This is a genomic window from Paenibacillus sp. JDR-2, assembly GCF_000023585.1.
Taxonomy (GTDB): Bacteria; Bacillota; Bacilli; order Paenibacillales; family Paenibacillaceae; genus Pristimantibacillus.
In genome coordinates this window covers 5,842,299-5,862,243 of sequence record NC_012914.1, presented here as the reverse complement: position 1 = coordinate 5,862,243, position 19,945 = coordinate 5,842,299, and the positions used below count along the sequence as shown (strand labels likewise).

15 protein-coding genes are annotated in these 19,945 nt (G+C 52.6%); 6 read left to right on the top strand and 9 right to left on the bottom strand.

Annotated features, from left to right (window positions below):
- From PJDR2_RS25665 to PJDR2_RS25650, 4 genes are all read left to right on the top strand, one after another.
- A complete protein-coding gene (locus PJDR2_RS25665; protein ID WP_015846653.1) occupies positions 1-1,137 on the top strand; it encodes a bifunctional cystathionine gamma-lyase/homocysteine desulfhydrase in 1,137 nt (378 codons plus the stop codon).
- A 907-nt stretch (positions 1,138-2,044) separates the two neighbouring features.
- On the top strand, positions 2,045-3,811 hold the full coding sequence (locus PJDR2_RS25660) for a sensor histidine kinase (protein ID WP_015846652.1): 1,767 nt from the start codon (positions 2,045-2,047) through the stop codon (positions 3,809-3,811).
- Between the two features lie 5 nt (positions 3,812-3,816).
- Positions 3,817-5,340 (top strand): response regulator, encoded by a 1,524-nt coding sequence (locus PJDR2_RS25655; protein WP_015846651.1) that lies wholly within the window; start codon positions 3,817-3,819, stop codon positions 5,338-5,340.
- A complete protein-coding gene (locus PJDR2_RS25650; protein ID WP_015846650.1) occupies positions 5,333-6,646 on the top strand; it encodes an ABC transporter substrate-binding protein in 1,314 nt (437 codons plus the stop codon). The genes PJDR2_RS25655 and PJDR2_RS25650 overlap by 8 nt, the downstream gene beginning before the upstream one ends.
- 56 nt (positions 6,647-6,702) lie before the next feature.
- Here the strand turns inward: PJDR2_RS25650 and PJDR2_RS25645 are convergent, their stop codons facing one another.
- From PJDR2_RS25645 to PJDR2_RS25635, 3 genes are all read right to left on the bottom strand, one after another.
- Positions 6,703-7,533 carry a carbohydrate ABC transporter permease gene (locus PJDR2_RS25645; protein ID WP_015846649.1) on the bottom strand — a complete coding sequence of 277 codons (831 nt, stop codon included), beginning with the start codon at positions 7,531-7,533 and terminating at the stop codon, positions 6,703-6,705.
- A complete protein-coding gene (locus PJDR2_RS25640) occupies positions 7,533-8,414 on the bottom strand; it encodes a carbohydrate ABC transporter permease (RefSeq protein ID WP_015846648.1) in 882 nt (293 codons plus the stop codon). The genes PJDR2_RS25645 and PJDR2_RS25640 overlap by 1 nt, the downstream gene beginning before the upstream one ends.
- Before the next feature lie 88 nt (positions 8,415-8,502).
- A complete protein-coding gene (locus PJDR2_RS25635; RefSeq protein ID WP_015846647.1) occupies positions 8,503-9,894 on the bottom strand; it encodes an extracellular solute-binding protein in 1,392 nt (463 codons plus the stop codon).
- A 356-nt stretch (positions 9,895-10,250) separates the two neighbouring features.
- On the opposite strand from PJDR2_RS25635, the gene PJDR2_RS25630 reads away from it, so the two are divergent.
- Positions 10,251-11,792 carry a family 78 glycoside hydrolase catalytic domain gene (locus tag PJDR2_RS25630; protein ID WP_015846646.1) on the top strand — a complete coding sequence of 514 codons (1,542 nt, stop codon included), beginning with the start codon at positions 10,251-10,253 and terminating at the stop codon, positions 11,790-11,792.
- An 80-nt stretch (positions 11,793-11,872) separates the two neighbouring features.
- On the opposite strand, the gene PJDR2_RS25625 is transcribed toward PJDR2_RS25630, so the two are convergent.
- From PJDR2_RS25625 to PJDR2_RS25600, 6 genes are all read right to left on the bottom strand, one after another.
- Positions 11,873-12,652 carry an ABC transporter permease gene (locus PJDR2_RS25625; RefSeq protein WP_015846645.1) on the bottom strand — a complete coding sequence of 260 codons (780 nt, stop codon included), beginning with the start codon at positions 12,650-12,652 and terminating at the stop codon, positions 11,873-11,875.
- Positions 12,649-13,461, bottom strand: coding sequence for an ABC transporter ATP-binding protein (locus tag PJDR2_RS25620; protein ID WP_015846644.1), 813 nt, complete (start codon positions 13,459-13,461; stop codon positions 12,649-12,651). The genes PJDR2_RS25625 and PJDR2_RS25620 overlap by 4 nt, the downstream gene beginning before the upstream one ends.
- A gap of 13 nt (positions 13,462-13,474) precedes the next feature.
- Positions 13,475-14,512 carry an ABC transporter substrate-binding protein gene (locus PJDR2_RS25615; RefSeq protein WP_015846643.1) on the bottom strand — a complete coding sequence of 346 codons (1,038 nt, stop codon included), beginning with the start codon at positions 14,510-14,512 and terminating at the stop codon, positions 13,475-13,477.
- 11 nt (positions 14,513-14,523) lie between these two features.
- Positions 14,524-15,984: an aryl-sulfate sulfotransferase gene (locus tag PJDR2_RS25610; RefSeq protein WP_015846642.1), complete on the bottom strand. Its 1,461-nt coding sequence runs from the start codon at positions 15,982-15,984 to the stop codon at positions 14,524-14,526.
- A gap of 75 nt (positions 15,985-16,059) precedes the next feature.
- On the bottom strand, positions 16,060-16,614 hold the full coding sequence (locus PJDR2_RS25605) for a MarR family winged helix-turn-helix transcriptional regulator (protein ID WP_015846641.1): 555 nt from the start codon (positions 16,612-16,614) through the stop codon (positions 16,060-16,062).
- A gap of 236 nt (positions 16,615-16,850) precedes the next feature.
- Entirely contained in the window at positions 16,851-17,696 is an 846-nt protein-coding gene (locus PJDR2_RS25600; RefSeq protein ID WP_015846640.1) for a helix-turn-helix domain-containing protein, read from the bottom strand.
- Between the two features lie 183 nt (positions 17,697-17,879).
- Between PJDR2_RS25600 and PJDR2_RS25595 the strand changes: the two genes are divergently transcribed.
- Entirely contained in the window at positions 17,880-19,925 is a 2,046-nt protein-coding gene (locus PJDR2_RS25595; RefSeq protein WP_015846639.1) for a beta-galactosidase, read from the top strand.
- Positions 19,926-19,945: the final 20 nt, after the last annotated feature.

The following is a 19,945-nucleotide window of genomic DNA, read 5'->3' as shown; positions in this document are numbered from 1 at the left end:
TTGAAGCGATTAACGAAGCTGATTCACGGCGGAACGCCGGTTGACCCGCACACCGGCGCCGTTAACGTACCGATCTACCAGACGAGTACGTATAAGCAGGAGGATGTTGGCGTACACCGCGGTTACGAGTATTCGCGTACGGGCAATCCGACAAGGCATGCGCTGGAGGAGCTCATCAAGGATCTCGAGGGAGGGGAGCGTGGACTTGCGTTCAGCTCCGGCATGGCGGCGATTCATACGGTGCTGTCACGCCTCGGCAGCGGGGATCATCTGCTTGTGACCGACGATGTCTATGGCGGCACGTTCCGAATTGTCACCCGGGTGCTTGCTCGCCTTGGCATTGAGGCCACCTTTGTGGATACGGCAGATCTGGATGCATTAGGTGAGGCTGTTCGGCCGAATACGAAAGCCTTGCTCGTCGAGACGCCAACAAATCCGCTGCTGAAGCTGACGGATATCAAGGCGGTCTCCGCTTGGACGAAGTCGCATGGGTTATTGTTTATTGTAGACAACACGTTTGGTACGCCGTATTGGCAGACGCCGCTTGCGTTAGGCGCGGATGTCGTTGTGCATTCGGCGACCAAATATTTAGGCGGACATAGCGACGTTGTTGCCGGACTGGTCGTTACGGCTGACGAGAAGCTAGGCGAAGAGCTGCATTATATTCAAAACGCCGTTGGCGGCGTGCTTGGACCGCATGATTCCTGGCTGTTGATCCGCGGCATGAAGACGCTTGGTCTTCGCATGGAAGCCCATGAAGGCAATGCGCGAGAGATCGCAAGGTTTCTTGCAGAGCATCCGGCCGTCCGTAAGGTCTACTATCCCGGCTTGCCTGACCATCCGCAGCATGAGCTGGCGAAGCGTCAGGCGCTTGGCTTCGGCGGGATGATCTCGTTTGACGTGGGAAGCACCGAGAGGGTAGCGGAGGTGCTGCGAAAAGTCCGGTACTTTACGCTAGCCGAAAGCCTCGGCGCCGTGGAAAGTCTTATCTCCGTTCCGGCCCGGATGACGCATGCTTCCATTCCGAAGGAACGGAGAGAGCTGCTTGGCATCACCGACGGGTTGATCCGCATCTCGGTCGGCATCGAGGACAGGGAGGATCTAATCTCCGATTTGGCTCAGAGCTTGGAAGACTAGTGAAGGCGGCTCCGCTCTGATCGTACCTATCGTCTTGCTTGAAGCCGCTCCCAGCACGAAATTCCCTCTACATCGACGCAGTTTTTCTCTAAATCTGACCCCTAACTAACTAGAGTCCGTCTCATCAACGGTCTTAACGATGCGCCGCATCGTTAAGCCTAGCGCAGCTGCTCAACCCGGACACCTTAACGATGCCGCACATCGTTAAGCGCATTAAAAACAGCGAAAAACCAGCTGCGACGGCTGTTTTTCGGGATCTTAACGATGCGGCGCATCGTTAAGGCCAGCGCAACTGACCAGCCCGGGCACCTTAACGATGCCGCACATCGTTAAGCGCATCAAAAACAGCGAAGAACCAGCCGCGACGGCTGTTTTTCGGGATCTTAACGATGCGGCGCATCGTTAAGGCCAGTAAAATGGGCCAGTCCAAGCACCTTAACGATGTCGCACATCGTTAAGGTCCCTTGAATAGGCAAACAACCAATACTAGCAAAAGAGGTTGTGCAGATTGCCTGTGCACAGCCTCTTTTGCTATGCGGCCCCGCCCGCAAGGATTTTCTTGGTTATTGTTCTTTATCTGACAGGTTAATGGCAAACGGAGCATTTGTATGTTCTGGAGAAGCGAAGTTTATGCTTACGAAGCAGCTTTCTTTCAGAAAGCTTTTAAGCGTTCGCTTTTGTGAAGGGATTCCTACCGCTAATAATTTAATTCAGAGGAATCCCTGAGCAACGGCGATCGGAAGAACATACAAATGCGCAGTGTGCATCTTAACCCCCACAATAAATACAATCCAAAAAATCCTGACACTCCACCTAAAAAAATGCGCCGTGATAAACGTCCCAAATTTCGTTTACAATGAAGGAAACATCTTATCGGGCCGGATCGGCGGCCAAGGAGCCAAAGCGGATGCGATCCTTTTCCTTATCCTCGCTTCTAAGGCAGTACCGTCCCCGCAGACTTCGTACCCGAATTCTGCTGGCCGTAGTGTTATTGTCGGTGCCGCCGCTAATCATTCTTGGATATATTTCCTTTAATATTTCGAAAAATACGATCGTGCATAACCATCTGGACAACAACAAGCATAATCTGCAGGCGGCAAGCGAAGTGGCGGATCTTCTGTTCCGGAACGTCATTAACATGCACCGGCTTATTCTAGCCAACGATCAGCTTCGCGACGAGCTGAAGGCAAGCGCGGCGGACGAAAGCCACGTGCTGGATATCCGGACCGCCAACCGCCTGCAAAATCTCGTTGTACGCAACTTGATCGATACCCGTCACATCGACTCTATTTGCTTGTTCGACCGGGGCTTCCACTCCGTCTGTTACGGCAGCGTTGAAGCAAACGCGGGAATCTATGACGATGAGACAAGCCGGTCGGTGATTGGCCAGACGGATTGGTACAAGCGAGCGGAAGCGGCGAACGGCAGAGAGGTATTTTTCAGCTACAACGTGCTTCAGTCCATTAATTCGGGGAATGCCGGGACCTCGTTCTCCAGCGTGAAGCTGCTTCGCGATCCGGCGAACTTCCGCGTCATCGGACTGCTTATTATTAATTTGAAGAAGACGATATTCGAGCAGGCGATGGGGGATGACGGGGATTTTATCGTGCTGGATACGACCGGCAAGTTTTCCCGCAGCGTCTATGCCCAGAATGCTTCCATTGAACATCTGATCGACCGCGAGGTTGGCGAGGACAGCGTCCTGCGCGAGCTGCATCAGCATGGTTATTTGACGGTTGGCTACCGTAACGCAACGACCAATTGGACCTTCCTTCATATCGTCAAAACAAACGTGCTGCTGCAGGATTCCAACCGCATCGGTACGGTAACGATGCTTATTGCGGGCTTTATCGCGCTTATTGCGATTATTCTGTCCATGTTTGTATCGGGCAGTATTACCCGGCCGCTCTTGCAACTGAAAAAAATGATGGTGGACTGGTCCAAGGGCTCAGGAGCCTCGGTGCAGGTTATTTCCTTCGAGGAAGACGAGGTCGGGGCGATTGGCGAGACGTTCCGCAAAATCTCCTCCGAGAACAAACAGCTGAACGAAAGGCTTATCCATTCGCAGCTAAAGGAGAGGGAAGCGGAGCTTCGGACGCTGCAGGCGCAGATTAAGCCGCATTTTCTCTATAACACGCTGGATTCGATCTATTGGATGGCTATTCTGCAAAACAACGCGGATATCGCGAAGATGACGGTTGCTTTGTCGGAGAGCTTCAAAATCAGCCTGAACAAAGGGAAGGAAACGATTCCGGTGTTCAAGGAGCTCCAGCATATCGAGCATTATATGACAATACAGAATCTCCGCTATAAGTCGCGGTTCCATTATATCGTTAATGTGGAGCAGGGGCTGATGAGCATCGAGATTCTGAAGTTGATTTTACAGCCGCTTGTCGAGAACGCCATCTACCATGGCCTGGAGCCAAAGGTTGGAGAAGGATCAATCCGGCTGACGGGCAGAATGGAGGACGGTACGGCTGTCTTTACCGTGGAAGACGATGGCGTCGGGATGGAGGATATCCAAGCAACGGAGACCGGGTACGGGCTTGTAAACGTGAGGGAACGAATCATGCTCTACTATGGTCACAGAAGCTCGTTAACGGTTCGGAGCGAACCGGGGAAAGGAACAATCGTCGAGATCCGGTTCCGGCCAAATGAAATCAGAGAGGGTTGAGAGTCATGTTAAAAGCCGTTATTTTCGACGATGAATATATCGTTACTGAGGGGCTTCAAATGATGGTGGACTGGTCCCGTTACGGCATTGAACTGGCCGGTACGGCCGCCGACGGTCTCTCCGCTCTGCAGATGGTCCGGGAGCTTCAGCCCGATATCGTGATGACGGATATCCGCATGCCCGGTTTAACCGGATTGCAGCTGATTGAAGAGATAGCGAAGGAAATGCCGGATACCGCGTGTATCGTGTTCAGCGGCTTTAACGAGTTCGAATATATCCGCAAGGCGCTAAAGCTTGGCGTGATTGATTATTTGGATAAGCCCATTACGCTTGAAAAAATCGACGAAGCGATCGGGCGGACCATCGCCCGTATCGGCCATCAGCAGGAGCATACGCAGCTAAAAACCCAGGTGGCCGCCAATAAAGAAGCTTTGCTGGAGAAGGCAACGCTTGATTTACTGCTGCTTGGGGAGCACGCCGTTGCTGATTGGAAGAAGGCCTTCGGGGAAGCTGGAGCCGAAGGGGTGAAAGGCGTCACCGTGCTTGCAGCCACGGGCAATACGGAGCGGCTCGAGGAGCATCCGTCGTACCGCTTAGTTTCTTTCTCATACGGCAAAGAGTGGGTGACAGTCGCTTTTCATTACGATTTGCCGGCAGATCAGCTGTGGGAACAGCTGACGCTCCGTTCACCGCAAATGGAGGAGTCGGTTGGCTCCGGGCAGACCTACCCCGATGCGGCAGATGCAGCCAAAAGCTACAATGAAGCGGTACGCGCTCTCAGGTACGCCGTTTTTCTGGAGGAGAAAGGCTGGACCCGGTTCGAGCATGCGGAGGACAGCTTTCCGCACGGCTTAACCGAGTGCGAGGAAGAAATCGTCTTCAACATGCGAACAGGCAATAAGGAGGGCTTGCTGCGCCTATTGGATGAATACAAGCATTGCATGGAGGCCGAGCGGCTCAGTCCCGAGTCAGTCGAGCAGGAGGTTCTCAAACTGGCTTATATCGGGTATCAGGTAGCGAAGGAATCCGGCGGGGATATGAAGCAGCAGGCAATTGTACCCTACCGGGAGCTTGGCGAGATGTCGTCAAGAGACCGGATGTTCGAATGGCTGCGGGAGCAGATGGAACTACTTCACAACTTTATGAGGGAAGACAAGCATGCAGCGAAGCATAATGCGGTGGAGAAGGCGCTGGCTTTTATCGAGAAGCATTATCTGGAGTCGTTCACCCTGCAGGAGGTGGCCGATCATGTCGGCATGAATGCCACCTATCTCAGCCTGCTGTTCAAAGAAAAAGTCGGAACCTCGTATATCAAATACGTCACCAAGCTGCGGATGGAGCAGGCGAAGATGCTGCTGCACAAAGGCATGCTTGTCAATGATGTGAGCAAGAAGGTAGGCTATTACAACTACAGGCATTTTACGGAGCTGTTCAAGAAATACGCGGGCGTAACGCCGGGGCAATTCCGTGAAGGACATGTCGGCGGCAAAACGCATGAGCAAGCGCAGGAGGTGGAGGAGCATGAGTAGGCCGGCTGCGGCAATGGGCCTAATAACCGCGTTATGCGTATTTCTCGTATCCTGCTCAAGCGGCGGCTCGTACGGAACCAATGAAGACGAGCAAATTACGGATCCGACCCGGGTTATTCATTACGTATCGTCGGATCTCGAAGAGCAGCAGCCCCGGATTATAAGCGAGCAGGCCCGCGAGTATGAGAAGCAGCATCCCAACATTAAATATGAATTCGAGAGTGTCAACACCTCGGACCTCGTTCAGAAAATCCAACTGCTTGCGGCAAGCAACGACCTGCCGGAGGTCTTCTCCTACGAATCGGGCAGACCGCTTGAACAGCTGGCGGACAACGGATTTATTTTGGATATCGAGAAGGTGTTTCGCGAGCTTGGCCTGCAAAACGAATTAAACCCGGCAGCCGTGAAGCTGCTTAAATCAATGGTACGGGACAAAGGGCTGTACGCTTTGCCGCTAGAGATTAACATCGAGGGCTTCTGGTACAACAAAAATCTGTTTGCCAAATATGGTCTGGCTGTTCCGGAGACCTGGGATGACCTTCTGCACGCGGCGGAGGTATTGCAGTCGCATGGCGTTCAGCCCTTCTCGCTGGCGGGCGGCAATAAATGGCCGATTACCCGGCTCATTAACAGCTACGTCATCCGGGTATACGGCTATGACGCGATGCAGCGGGTAGCCCGCAAGGAGCTTAAGGTAACGGATCCGGGGTTTGTTAGAGCGGCCGATACGATTCAGCGGATGGCCCAGCTTGGTTATTTCGGCAGGCATGTGAACACAACCGAGACCGACGAGGCGACAACGATGTTCCTCGAAGGGAAAACCGCCATGTATTACACGGGAAGCTGGAGCCTCAGGGATTTTAACAGCACGATCAGAAACAAGATCGGAACGGATGCCATCGGATTGTTTAATATTCCTTTGGTGAAAAACGGAGCGGGAACGAAGGATGACTGGCTGATGAACGCGGGGTTAACCACTTCATTATCGGCGGCAACGTATGACGATACGATGAAGGACTGGCTGAAGGCGGTGTTTACCGGCTACGGGGACAAGGCCATGCAGGAATACGGCGTAATCTCCGGCTTTAATGTAAAGAACATGCCGGAGGATGTGCCTAAGCTGACGCAGATGGCGCAGGAGACGATCGACAGCGTCAAGAACGGTGCTTTATGGTTTGAGGCTTTATTTGATGCCGATACCCAGACGGTTGCCTGGAATAATGCCCAGCTGCTGATTGCAAGCAAGGATTATACCGGGAAGATGTACATGCAAGACTTGCAGGCGGCATTAGACAAGCAGCAATAAGCTGGAATAACAAAATCCCGCAGACCTGATCCGGTTTGCGGGATTCGTTGCGTTTGTCAGCCTTTAACCGCACCGGCCGTCATGCCGGCAACGATTCTTTTGTTGAAGAAGATAAACAGAATAAGCGGCGGAAGAGAGATCAGAATAATATCGGCGAACAGCAGATTCCAAGACGTATTGTACATGCTGGTGAAGTTGTACAGGGTCAGCTGGATCGTAGCGTTTTTGGCACCCGGGAAGAAGTAGAGCGGATTCACGAAGTCGTTGTAAATGCCGACCGACGACAGCACGATAACCGTTGAGGTTACCGGCATAAGGAGCGGCAGGATCATCTGGAAAAACATCCGCATGCTGCCGCAGCCGTCCACGACAGCCGCTTCGTCAATTTCCCTTGGGATCGTCGCCATAAAGCTGCGGTACAGCATAACGGCGAACGAAATGCCAAGCGCAACCTCGACCAGGACAATTCCGGACATCGTCTTGAACAGATGGATCGAGTCCAGTACCCAGATCGTTGGTACAACGGCGGGAGGAATCATAAGGCCGGCCAACACAAGAAACTGAATGATGCCGGACCAGCGGTCATTGCGGCGCTGCAGCACATAACCGGTCATCGCGCTGACCACCACGAGAATAGCGATCGATAGCAGCGTGATAAGCGTACTGTTCACGAAGGACCGGATAACCATATGGTCTTGCGCGATAAGAACTTCCTTGTAGTTCGACCATTGAAGGGAGGTTGGCCAGCTTAGATCAAGCTGTGCGGCGTCCGTCTTATTTTTCAGCGAGTTGATAATGACAAAACAGAACGGGACCCAGAAAATAACGATGGACAAGACAATCGCAATAACCTCGAAAATAATTCTTTTCGTGCCTTTCAGCTTCATTACAGATCAACCTCCCTTTTGGACAGAAGCTTAAGCAGAGGGAAGGCCAGCAGGGATACGCCGATAAAGAGAATCACGTTGCCCGCCGTCGAGAGGCCATAGAAGCCGCCTTGATATTGTTTATAAATGATAGAAGCGATCAAGTCCGTGCTGAAGCCCGGCCCGCCTTTGGTCATTGCCCATACGAGGTCGAAGGAACGGAGGCCCCCGATAAAGGCCAGGATAATAACCGAGTTCATCGCGGGTGCCACAAGCGGGTTCGTAATATGCTTGAACCGGTCCCAGGCGTTGCCGCCGTCGATCTGAAGCGCTTCGTAATATTCTTCGGGAATGGACATAATGCCCGCGATAAAAATAACAGTAGCCATGCCAACGCCCTTCCATACATCAACGAAAGCGACGGACAAGAGGGCGATACTCGTGTCGCCAAGCCAGTCGGGACCAACAATGCCCGCAAGCGCCAGGCTTTTATTAATCAGACCTTGCGTCGGATGCATCATGCTGCTGAACGCGATACCTACCGCAATGGTAGAGAGCAGCGTCGGGAAGAAAACGACGGAACGCAGATAGCCTTTGATTCGGAGACCGGATGTCAGCGCGACCCCCAGCAAGAGTCCAAATACGACCTTGAGACCGCAGGTCACAACCGCATAGATTAAGGTGTTGCGGAAGCCGATATTAAGCGACGATTCCGAGAAAAACGTCTTATAGTTGTCCAGGCCGATGAAATCCCAGTCCACCAGATCCCATCTCGTCATACTGAAGAAGAAGGACATGATGGTGGGCAAGAGGAACAGCACGAAATAAATAATGCCCGCGGGCAGCAAAAACTTGTACGTATAAAACCTTTTGGAAGCCTTTGTTAGGGAAGCCTTCTGCATGGTGAATCTCTCCCATCTTACTATCTTTACAAAAAGCCCTGTCCTGCCTGAGAAGCAGGGCAGGGCTTTTGCTTTTACTTATGAAACATCACCAGCCTGCGATGCCAAGCTGCTTCGCTTGCTTCTCGACGTCTTTGTCGTACGCCTTGGCATTGTCTTCCGGCGACTTCATGCCTGCGCCGACTTCAACCGTCAGCTGCGGCAGGCTTGGTCCTTTGAGTGGGGACAGGAACTCAAGAGCCGGTGCGTTATTGCCGTTGTCGAAGTAAGGCATCATTTCTTTTACGCCGGCGTAAGCATCATCCGGCAGCGTTGCGCCCTTGATCACGTAAGGACCTTCAGGTTTTGCTTTTGTCGCCAGGAGAGCCATTCCCTCAGGCGAAGCGAAGAAGTTGATCCATTTTTTCGCGGCTTCTACGTTTTTACCGTCCTTATAGATCGCGATTCCGGCTGGCATCCATACGGTCAGAGCGGTTTTGTCCGCGCTGTCGGCAGGCTGGGCGAATACGCCGATATCGTCGATTTTGTCCGGATACGTTGCAAAGATGTTCGAGAGAGCGAAGGTCAGCATCGGGTACTGAACGCCTGTGCCGTCAACGAGCATTTTGAGCGCTTGGTCATACGTGGTGGCGAGGTAATCCTTGTTCATGTAATCCTTCATATCGGCAAGCTTTTGGAAGCTGCGCAGAGCTGCGGGCGTATCGGCGAACTTCGCTTTGTTATTGGTGAAATCATCGGCAAACGTTGGAGCATCACCCTGAACGTTGGCGTAGTCGGCCAGCACGATCAGCTGGGAGGTCCAGCTGTCCTTGTAGGAGCCGATAACCGCCGTTTTGCCTGCTGCTTTAATTTTCTCGTTGTTGGCTTTCAGCTCATCCCAAGTTTTCGGAACGGACAAGCCAAGCTCCGCATAAACCTTTTTATTGTAAAGCCAAGCTCCTGCTTGCGATGCGCCGCTTGGCGCCGCATACGTTTTGCCGTCAACGCTGACGGTTGGCAGGAAGGAATCCAGCACATTTTGCATAAACGGTTCGCTTGTCAGGTCAATGAAATATTTTTCAGGCTGCAGCGCTTTGAATAGGGAGCCGGAGTTGTAGAAGCTCAGGTCATCCATTTCACCGGTTGCCAGTCTTGTTTTTACGAGGTTGTCGCCTTCGTCGCCGCCAGGACGGAGGTCGAATTCGGTTTTGATGTTGTAGCGCTTCTCGATCTCGTCGGCTACAGCTTTAATGCCTTCCGTAGAAGTCTGGTTGTCGATCATCAGCTTCAGCGTGACCGGCTTTTCGTAGCGTTCGGATGAGGCGTCGCTTGTTGCCGCCGGCGATTCGGCTGCGGCGGTCTGGCTTGCTTCCGGGGACTTGCTTGCATTAGCGTTTGCCGCGTTGCCGTTATTATTGTTGCTGCCGCATGCCGTTAAAGCGGATGTAAGAAGTACGGCTCCTGTCAGGGCCAGAATTGTTTTCTTTTTAGAGTGTGCCATTCAGATATACCCTCCTTGTTATGTTCGAGCGTAATCAATCTGTTTCGTTTTTCGGTAGTGGTTCGGGTTTCCGGAGCCCTGTGGACCTAAGTGTAAAGGCTTTCATAACAACTTGATAAGCGCTGTTTTTTTTGGCTCTTGTCGGATTTTTTTTGGCGATGCAAGAGCGGCGCGGGGTTTCGCGGGGCGATCCAAATTAATCGTACGCTGCATCCAAAAATCGCTGACATCTATGGGAGGAGAATCTAAAAAAACCGGATGCGTATCCAAAAAGGCCGGCCTTGTTGGAAATGATGCAAGCGCATACGATTGTAGGTATATGAAGATAAGGCAGCAGGATACGGGAGGGATTTTAGATGTTAATCAATCAAACGATAGTCGATAAAGCAGAAGCATTGATACCTAAATTAATGGAAAGCGTGGTTGAGCCGAGGTCCGTTGTGGAAATAGTGGCCGATGCTGAGTCATTTCAAGGCTGGCGGGTTGAGCAGGCAGAGGATCAGGCGTGGAAGGAGCGGGTGCTCGGAAAAGGAGACAGCTTTATTCTAGACTTTGGCGATCACCTTGTTGGTTACGTAAGCTTGAAGGTGAAGCCCGTTGGCAGCCCTCCTGACGCGCCGTTAAAACTGAAGCTGACGATAGGGGAAATGCCTTGCGAGATTGCGGAGCCTTTTGAGTCGTACGACGGCTGGCTGAGCAGCTCCTGGCTGCAGGAGGAGACGATCTTTGTTGATGTCTTGCCTGCGGAGATCAAGCTCCCGAGACGGTATACGTTCCGCTATATCAAGGTGGATGTTCTGGATACTTCGAAAAAATATAACGTATCATTCGAGCAGGTGGAGTGCACGGCGGTTACATCCGGCGATGTTGCCCGCGTTGCGCCGCTGCCGGAAAGCTTGTCCGGCGAATGGTCGGAGATGGACCGGATAGCGGTTAAAACGCTGCAGGACTGCATGCAGACCGTATTTGAGGACGGGCCGAAGCGGGATCGCAGGCTGTGGATCGGAGACTTGAGGCTGCAGGCGCAGGCGAACTATTTGACGTTTAACAACCATGATTTGGTGAAGCGCTGCTTGTATTTGTTTGCCGGCATGCGGCTTCCGGACGGTGCGGTTGGAGCTTGCGTCTTTGAGAAGCCGTTTGCCCATGCGGATGATACAAGGCTCTACGATTACGCGCTGTTTTTTGTGGCTTGCTTGTACGACTATTATGAGGCATCCGGGGATAGGGAGACGCTTGAAGAGCTATGGCCGATTGCCATGGAACAGCTGGAGATTGGCGTGGAGAGACTGGATGAGCGGGGAATCGTGCGCGATGACGAGACCTGGTGGAGCTTTATCGACTGGCATCCGGAGCTGAACAAGCAGGCGCCGTCGCAAGGCGTATTGATCTATTGCCTGAAGCGCGGACTGGAGCTGGCCCGCATTCTTGGTTTGGCAGACAAGCAGCTATATATAGAAAAACAAATTGCAAGGACGGCTGAGGCAGCTGTTACTGGATTATGGGATGAGGAAGCGGGCTTCTTCGTCAGCGGCCCTGCCCGCCAGATTTCTTGGGCATCGCAGATCTGGCTTGTCCTTGCGGACGTGTTGCCAGTGGAGGATAACGCAGCCTTGCTCGAGCGCCTGTTCGAGGAGCAGCCGGCGATCGGAATGACAACGCCATATATGTACCATCATCTGATCGAGGCATTGTTCTCGGTCGGCAGCAGGGAGAAAGCCACCCGGCAGATGCAGGCTTATTGGGGCGAGATGATCAAGGACGGCGCGGACACGTTCTGGGAGCTGTACAATCCGGAGGATAAAAAGCTATCTCCGTACGGCAGCAATCTGATCAACAGCTACTGCCACGCATGGAGCTGCACGCCAACCTATTTTATTCGGAAGTATCTGATTTAGTTGGGCTGCGGTGCGGCCAGATCATGAATAAGAGCTGTCTCAAGGTTCCGGTTACGGCCGGCCCGGAGACAGCTCTTTTATTAGCGGCGGCGAAGGGCCGTTGTGTTAATGACGCCGTACCGGAACAGCAGCTTGCTGCCGAGCCAGCCAACAATGCGGTCGGTCAGGAAGCCCATCAGACCAAGGCTGATTAACCCAACAAAGATCCAGTCCGTACGGAAGTAAAGCCTGGAGTTCCAGATGAGGAAGCCTACGCCTTCGTTAGCCGCGATCATCTCCGCGCCTATGATCGCCATGTACGAGGTGCCCATAGCGAGCCGGATGCCGGTGAATATATAAGGCGTGGTAGCCGGAATGACCACATGGAGCAAAATCTGCCATTCGGAAGCCCCCATGCTGCGGGCCGAGCGGATCCGGTCCTCTTCAATGGCGAGCACGCCGGTTAACGTATTAATAATGACGATAAATAGAGTCGCGTACATAATGAGGGCAATCTTCGACTGCTCGCCAATGCCGAACCATACGAGGAACAGCGTAATAAACGCGATAGGAGGGATAAACCGGACGAAGTTCAGGAACGGCTCCGCAAAGACGCGAATCGCGGTTACTTTGCCGATGGTAAGTCCAATCGGAATGGCAAGAAGGCTGCCAAGCGCCCAGCCGGCAAATACCCGGTAGAAGCTGATGCCGATATATTTCATTAACGAACCGTCACTCAGCAGCTCCTGCGCTCCTTGCCAGGTAGCGGCAGGACCCGGAATAATTTCCGGACCATAGATCCATGCGCCAATCTGCCACACGATGAAGGTGATAACCCATAGCAGCGGAATCGTTACCCATTTCCTGTTTAATAGCTTCATGGGTACATGCCTCCTTCCTGCTCGGCATCAAAGTGGGACTGGATATGGCGCTGAAGCTCGTTCAGCTCCGGGGAGGCCGGATCGCGCGGATAGCCGAGCGGAACCTGATAGATGCTGGAGATCTTGGCATTAGGTCCGGTAGACATAACGGCGATTCGTTGTCCGAGCAGCAGCGCTTCCTGAATATCATGGGTGACGAAAATAACCGTCTTGCCGGTTTCCCGCCAAATCTGGCTTAATTCCTTTTGCATAATCCGTCTTGTCATCGCGTCCAGCGCGCCAAACGGTTCATCCATCAGCAGAATCGCCGGATCATTGGCCAATACGCGGGCAAGCTGGACGCGCTGTTTCATGCCGCCGGACAATTCGCGCGGGAATTTGTTCTCATGGCCGTACAATCCGACAAGCCGGATATAACGGTCCGATATTTCCTTGCGCTCATCCTTTGGCATCTTTTTCATTTTCAGGCCAAACTCAACGTTTTGCCGGACCGTCAGCCAAGGGAAGAGGGAGGAGTCCGCCTGCTGGAAGACAACCGCTCTTTCCTTGCCGGGCTTGTCGACTTCATCGTTCCCGACGCGCAGGCTGCCTCCGGTCTTGGAGACAAAGCCCGCGATCATATTGAGCAGCGTTGATTTGCCGCAGCCGCTTGGGCCTAGAAGAACAAAGAACTCTCCGCCTTTCACGACAAGATCGATATCTTTAATAATGTAGTGAACGGAGCCGGCAGTGCCGGGTCTCACGTCGGAATAGCTTTTATTAAGCCGCTCGATGGTAATCGTATTTGGAGATGGACTCGTATTCAACATTTGTCATCTCTCCTTATTTCTTATAGGTGAATTGATCGGGTACGGCCAGCTGTACGCCGTCCAGGCTCAGCTTATCGGCCAGGTTGAAGTCGTTTTGAATAATACCGGCTCCTACCATATAGTTTTTCTGATTCGTCAGGCTGTCGAAGGATTGCTGGGTGAAGCCAACCGTCCAGTTGTTCGTCGCCAAATCCCGGATCGTTGCTTCCTTCGGCTGCTTGGTTTCCGCAAAAAGGATGTCGGCCGTTTCGTCCGGATTAGCCGCAATGTACTTGGAGGTCTCATCCAATGCCTTTAGGAAGTTGGCAATCGCCTGCGGATGATCCTTTATCAAGGAATTAGGGGCGATAATCGTGCCGCCGATCCGAATCGATGTTTTGGACATATCGGTGAGCTCGTGCACGCCTTCAATCGCTTTGAACTTATCGATCAACGTAGCGCCTACGACCCAGCTGGCATCGATTTCGCCTTTTTTGAGCGCAACGTAAGCCTCGTCGAAGCCGCCTTGCCCAATCTCTTTCGTATCGCCAGCCGCTACGCCGTTATCCTTCAAGTAAACATCCCACAAATAAGGGAGGAATGTGCCGCGAAGGGTGCTTAGCTTCTTACCCTTTAAATCGGCAGGGGACTGGATTTCATCCCGGACAAAAAGCTTCCATTGGGCAGCGGCTGCCTCGGTATCCGTGCCTGTCGCGGCAATAATCGAAAATTCGCCTTTGCTTACCGCGTTCAGCGACGGGAAGTCCGCGCCCCAGCCGATATCCGCCTGCTTGATGAACAAGGAGTTAATACCCTCCGCAGGAGTAGCGAAGGTAATGATGTCGGCATCAATGCCGTATTTCTCGAGGAAGCCTTTGCTCTTCGCTACGCGGAATACCGGGTTGGTCGACGTGTCGGCGATTTTAATCTTAATCGGATCATTAGCAGCTTCCGCCTGCTGGCTGTTTGCCGAATTCGCTTCAGCCGCTGCCGGCTTATTATCCTTGCCGCCGCATGCGGCAAGGGTGAAGGCAACGGCCAGGACCGTTGCGAGAATACCGAACTTTTTCATCGAACATCCCCTCAGCTTTCTTCTCCGGATTCGGCCGTGCTTGGGTTTTCTTCGACGGTCGCGACGCAGAATGCGCCTTCGCCGTACTCTCCGGTACCTACGACTTCCACAACCGAACCGGTTCCTCTTGCCGCGGCGCCCGGCACCCGGTAGTCGGCAACGTCGAGCGGAACAATCGCTTCTTCAACGGGCTTCTCGAGCTGAGGTATCCACTCGTAAGGGACGCGGTAAGCTCGGTAGACCATGTTGGCGTTGATTTTGTTCTTGTAAGGGGAGATGTACTCCCACACCAATTCATGTTCGCTCGTCACCTCGAAAATCCGGCCGTCGGCGCCTTCCGTAATAAGCGTATTGCCGTTTGGCAGGCGCTGCGCGGAGCTGATGTACGGGCTGTAGAAACGATAGGAATCGAGCGGAGCCATAAAGCCGGCTTCCGTTGGCGTATACTGCCATTCAATCTCGAGTGTGACCGGATTGATCTCGAGAATACGGGAATGATCGCGGACTGCATTTTTGATGCCGTAAGGAGATGCAGGGTTCGGAAGACCGTAACCGCCCCAGCCGCCGTTATCGAATACAAGCAGATTGCCTTCGCCAGGCAAGCCTTGCGGAATGATATGGGCATGATGCTGGCCGATAATCCAGCCCAGATGCTTGACTTCCGGCTTCGAATAGTCAGGGCCAAGCTGCCAGACGATTTTGCCGGTTTGGCGGTCCGTAATGGCGATAATATTGGATTCTCTCGCATCCCAGATAATGTTGTCCGGGTGGAAGCGCTTGTCGCCGGCATCGTAAAATTTGTTCGGTCCTACCCATGACGCGGAGTTGATATGCATCCAGTCGCCGCCCGTATTGCCGCCGAAGTGACGGCCGTTAGGATCGCGGAACAGCACGTTTTTCGCAGCTTCGTCAAAGCCCAGCTCTTCGAAATGATCGCTTACCGCCCATTGCCACAGAATATTGCCTTCCCAGTCCACTTCGAGAATAACGTCGTCGAGCAGCAATTTATCGGAGATCTCCGGCTTGGTCACGTTGCGGTGAGCAAGAATGAGGGTGCGTCCGCCGTTTGTCTGCGGTTCCTGTCCCGGAGCATAGTAGCCAACCGGATTGCCTTCGCGCTGGTAATCATGATGCGCGCGCGCCATCCACTCCGGCTCGTAACCCGGATCCTCTATGTATTCGAGGCGGTTGAATTTCCATACGATATTGCCGTTCCAGTCCACCTGTACCAGATCGGCTTCGTCTTGGAAGCCGTATTTCGGATCGCGTTCCTTGGTGCTGCCTACCACGTAACCGCCAGGCAAAATTTTGTTCGGGAAGCCGCGCAGACCTTTCCACAAATGAACTTCTTTGCCACTCATATCAATCAACAGGGCGCCAACGTTGGCCGCTTGGAAAATCGTATAACCGCTCCATGCCTTCTCAGGCAAATAAACCGTTGCTCCGGTTGGATAAATAGTGGGATGTCCCATTCTCAACACTCCTAAAATGAATTGTGAAGCCATTCATGCTTCGTAAGCATTAGCTTAATGAATTTGCGAAATAGATTAATAATTCAGAAAATAATTTTGATTCGGTTTGGCGACAGGCGGCTTTTTTGGTTTTTCATCCGTTTTCTCTTCCGCCTTTTGCTCTTCGTATTCCTTGACCATTGCCATATAGCGCTCCGAGAAGCCTTCCAGATTGGCATAAATACGTTCGAAAATTTCCTTCTGGCAGGCGAGCTCTTCCTCGCTAAAGCTGCCGAACAGGAGACTGACTCCACGCTTGCCAAGCTCCGGATACCGTTCTAACAGCTGCCGGCCTTCCTCCGTAATGTCCAGCCATACGTTCCTGCGGTCGCCTTGCAGACGCTGCCGCTCGGCGAAGCCTTTTGCTTCCAGCTTGTCGCATAGCGCCGTGATTGCGCCGGAGGTCAGATCAAGCTGCTCCGCCAGCTCTCCAAGCTTTTGCGCGCCGCCCAGCTGAATGCTCCGGAGAATAAGGAAGCCGGGCAGGGCGATGTCCTCGATGGATATTTTGTCGCGTTCCTTAACGAATCTGCGGACCATCCTCCTGAACAGCCAATCGTTTTCTTCCATTTGGGATATGAAATCTGCCATGTTGTTCTCTCGTTACCTCCTATAGAGCGACTCGTGATGAATCTTACTTCGAAAGCATCCGAAGAAGAAAAAAAAGGCCGCAACAGACGTCCCGTGATCAGGTACGTGAGTTGGGCCTTTGGTTATCCAATCGGCTTTATCCAATTAGTTCAACGTTAAAAGAATGAACGTTGAAGGATTATGGATTGATATTAACCCCATAATTCCGACAAGTCAAGTGGTATTTAAAAATATTTTTACGCTTGATGCCTTTCCCTGAATTGAAGCGGCGTCATGCCTTCCTGGTCCCGAAAGCATTTGCTGAAATAGCTGGTCTGCGAAAAGCCGGTTTCGAGCGCAATAAGCTTGACCGATAAGCGCGTTGAGGCAAGGAGCTGCTTCGCCCGCAAAATGCGCGCTTCGGTCAGGAAGTCGGAGAAGGATTTGCCAAAGGTTTGATTAAATTTTCGGCTGAAATAATGGGAGCTGTACCCGGCAATCGCTGCCGCCTGCTCAAGGGTAAAGGGCTGATTGCAGTTGGCGCGTACGTAATTGGCAGCCGCCCGGATTTTGTCCGCGGTTTGATGAACGGACACGTTAAGCTGACTCGCGGTAGTCTGAATTCTGGTGAGCAGCTCGTACAGCGTGGAAGCAGCCGCGTACTCGTCATCTACTTCATAGCTTCTGCCAAGCTCAAGGAGGCGTTCCATCAAGGCCTCAACAGGAGCAAGATCGGGCAAATGAAAGAGCCAAGGTTCATCGAGACCCTTTCCGTCCAAAAATTCCTCCGGCCTTGCGCCATAAAAATGCACCCACCGGATACTCCAAGGATCCCGGGCATCCGAATGATACGTTTGTCTAAGCCCGGGTCCGTACAGAAAACCTTGCCCTTGCGTCAGCTCGTAGGTCATGTTGTCCGTGTGCAGATAACCTTTGCCGCCTAGCACAATATGCAAATTGTAATAACGGTCCAGATTGTTTTCGGTAGTGGCAAATTCCCGGTTGACGGCATGCTCCGGAAATTCGCTGTAGCCGCCGATGAAGTCGGGGAAGCAGATATGACGAGGGAAAATCGGCTTGGGAAGGAAGATATGTTCTTTCATTGGAAACTCCTCTTAACAACGCAATATTTTTATACGATATCTTCATGTAGAAGATAATACAGCAACTAATGGGTTGATTGATGACAATATTTTAATACAGTTCGCATCTTTTTGTCATATCCTTCTGCCCGGGTGTCCACTAGAATGGAGGTAGAAGCAAGATGCGCTAAGGAGGATGTCGCAATGGCAAAGTCGATTCAAATGGACGAGTTAACATTAGGAGTATGTTATTATCCGGAGCATTGGCCGGAGGGGCTGTGGGAAGACGATTTCCGCCGCATGCGGGAGATGAATATCTCGGTGATTCGGATGGCGGAATTTTCTTGGGCGATGCTCGAGCCGCAGGAAGGCGTATTTGATTTTACCTTTTTCACGCGGGTGATGGACCTGGCGCATCGTTACGGTCTGAGAGTTATTCTGGGTACGCCTACCGCAACGCCGCCGGCTTGGCTGACGCATAAATATCCAGAGGTGCTGAATGCAACGAAGGAAGGCCTGCTGATTAAGCATGGCATGCGCCGCCATTACAATTATTCCAGCGCGAAATACAGGGAGCTTTCCCAGCGAATCGTGCGCAATATGGTGAACGCTTACAAGGACCATCCTTCGGTTATAGGGTGGCAGATCGATAACGAATTTAACTGCGAGAAAAACGTGTTTTATGCCGAAGCCGACCATGCCGCATTCCGGGTATGGCTCAAAGAAAAGTACGAGACGTTGGAGAAACTCAATAAAGCTTGGGGTACGGTATTCTGGAGCCAGACTTATACGGATTGGGAGCAGCTGCACCTGTCGCAGACGGATTCGCCGAACCCGCATCTGGCATTGGACGAGAAACGGTTTATTTCGGATAACGTCATTTCGTTCGCCAAGCTGCAGGCGGATATTATCCGCGAGCTGGCGCCGCAGCATTGGGTAACGACGAACGGCTTGTTCGGCCATCTGGACAATCATAAGATGACGGATGAGCTGCTCGATTTCTTCTCGTATGATTCGTATCCGCAGTTCAGCAGCGTTTTCTATAACGACAATGAAACCGATCCTCTGCTTGACCGCCAATGGAGCATTAATTTGACCAATGTAAGGTCCATTTCGCCGAACTTCTGCGTCATGGAGCAGCAGTCCGGCCCCGGCGGCTGGGTCGACCGGATTGAGATGGGAACGCCAAGACCGGGTCAAATCCGTTTATGGTCGTATCAATCGGTGCTGCATGGAACCGATTTGCTAGTCTATTTCCGCTGGCGCACGGCAACCTTCGGCACCGAAATTTATTGGCACGGCATTAACGACTACCACAATCAGCCGAACCGGAGAGTTCGGGAAGTAGCGCAGGTAGGAGGTGAGTTCGCCAAGATCGGTTCTCTGATCGCAGGGACGGCTTATCAAGCGGAAGTTGCTTATATGCAGGATTACAGCAATAACTGGGATGCGGAGATGGATGTATGGCATGGCCCTCTTCAGTGGCAGAGCATGCGCTCCTGGTTCAAGCAGCTGCAATACCGTCATGTTCCGGCAGACTCCATTTTCTTGCGTTCGAATACGACTCTCGAGGAGTTAGCCAAGTACAAAGTAGTTGTCTACCCGCATTCGGCGATTATGACCGATGAGACGGCCGAGCTTCTGACCCGCTATGTGGAGCAGGGCGGCAAGTTGTTCCTGGGTGCCCGCACGGGGTACAAGGATATGAACGGACAATGCTACATGCGTCCATTCCCGGGTCCGGTAGCCGGACTATGCGGCATTACGGTTGAGGACTTTACTCTAATCAAAGGAAAAGTGAATGCGGCGGAGCTGCAATGGGAAGGCCGATTGTCCGAAGGTACAAAGGCGGCAGGCTTCAACGAGGTGCTTAGCGTTCAGAATCCGGAAGCGGAAGTTGTCGCCCGGTACTCCTCCGAATATTATCAAGGGGAGCCGGCTTTAATCCGCAGGAACGTTGGAGAAGGCCAAGTCTGGTACTTAGGAGCTGCCTACAGCGAACCGGTAGTTGACGGGATTTTGGATGAGATTGGTTTAAGCTCGCCTCTCGCGGACCGGATCACCGCCCCGGCCGAAGTCGAGATCGGTATTCGCGCTTCTAAGGATGCTTCTTACGCTTTCCTGTTGAACTATTCGGATAAGCCGGTAACGGTTCAAGTGAAGCAGCGCGCAACAGACCTCCTGACCGGAGCAGCACTGGAAAACGAGGTAGTGATGCCGGCATACGGCGTTATGGTTTTGGAGCTTTAATGTATTGAGCCCCCGCGGGA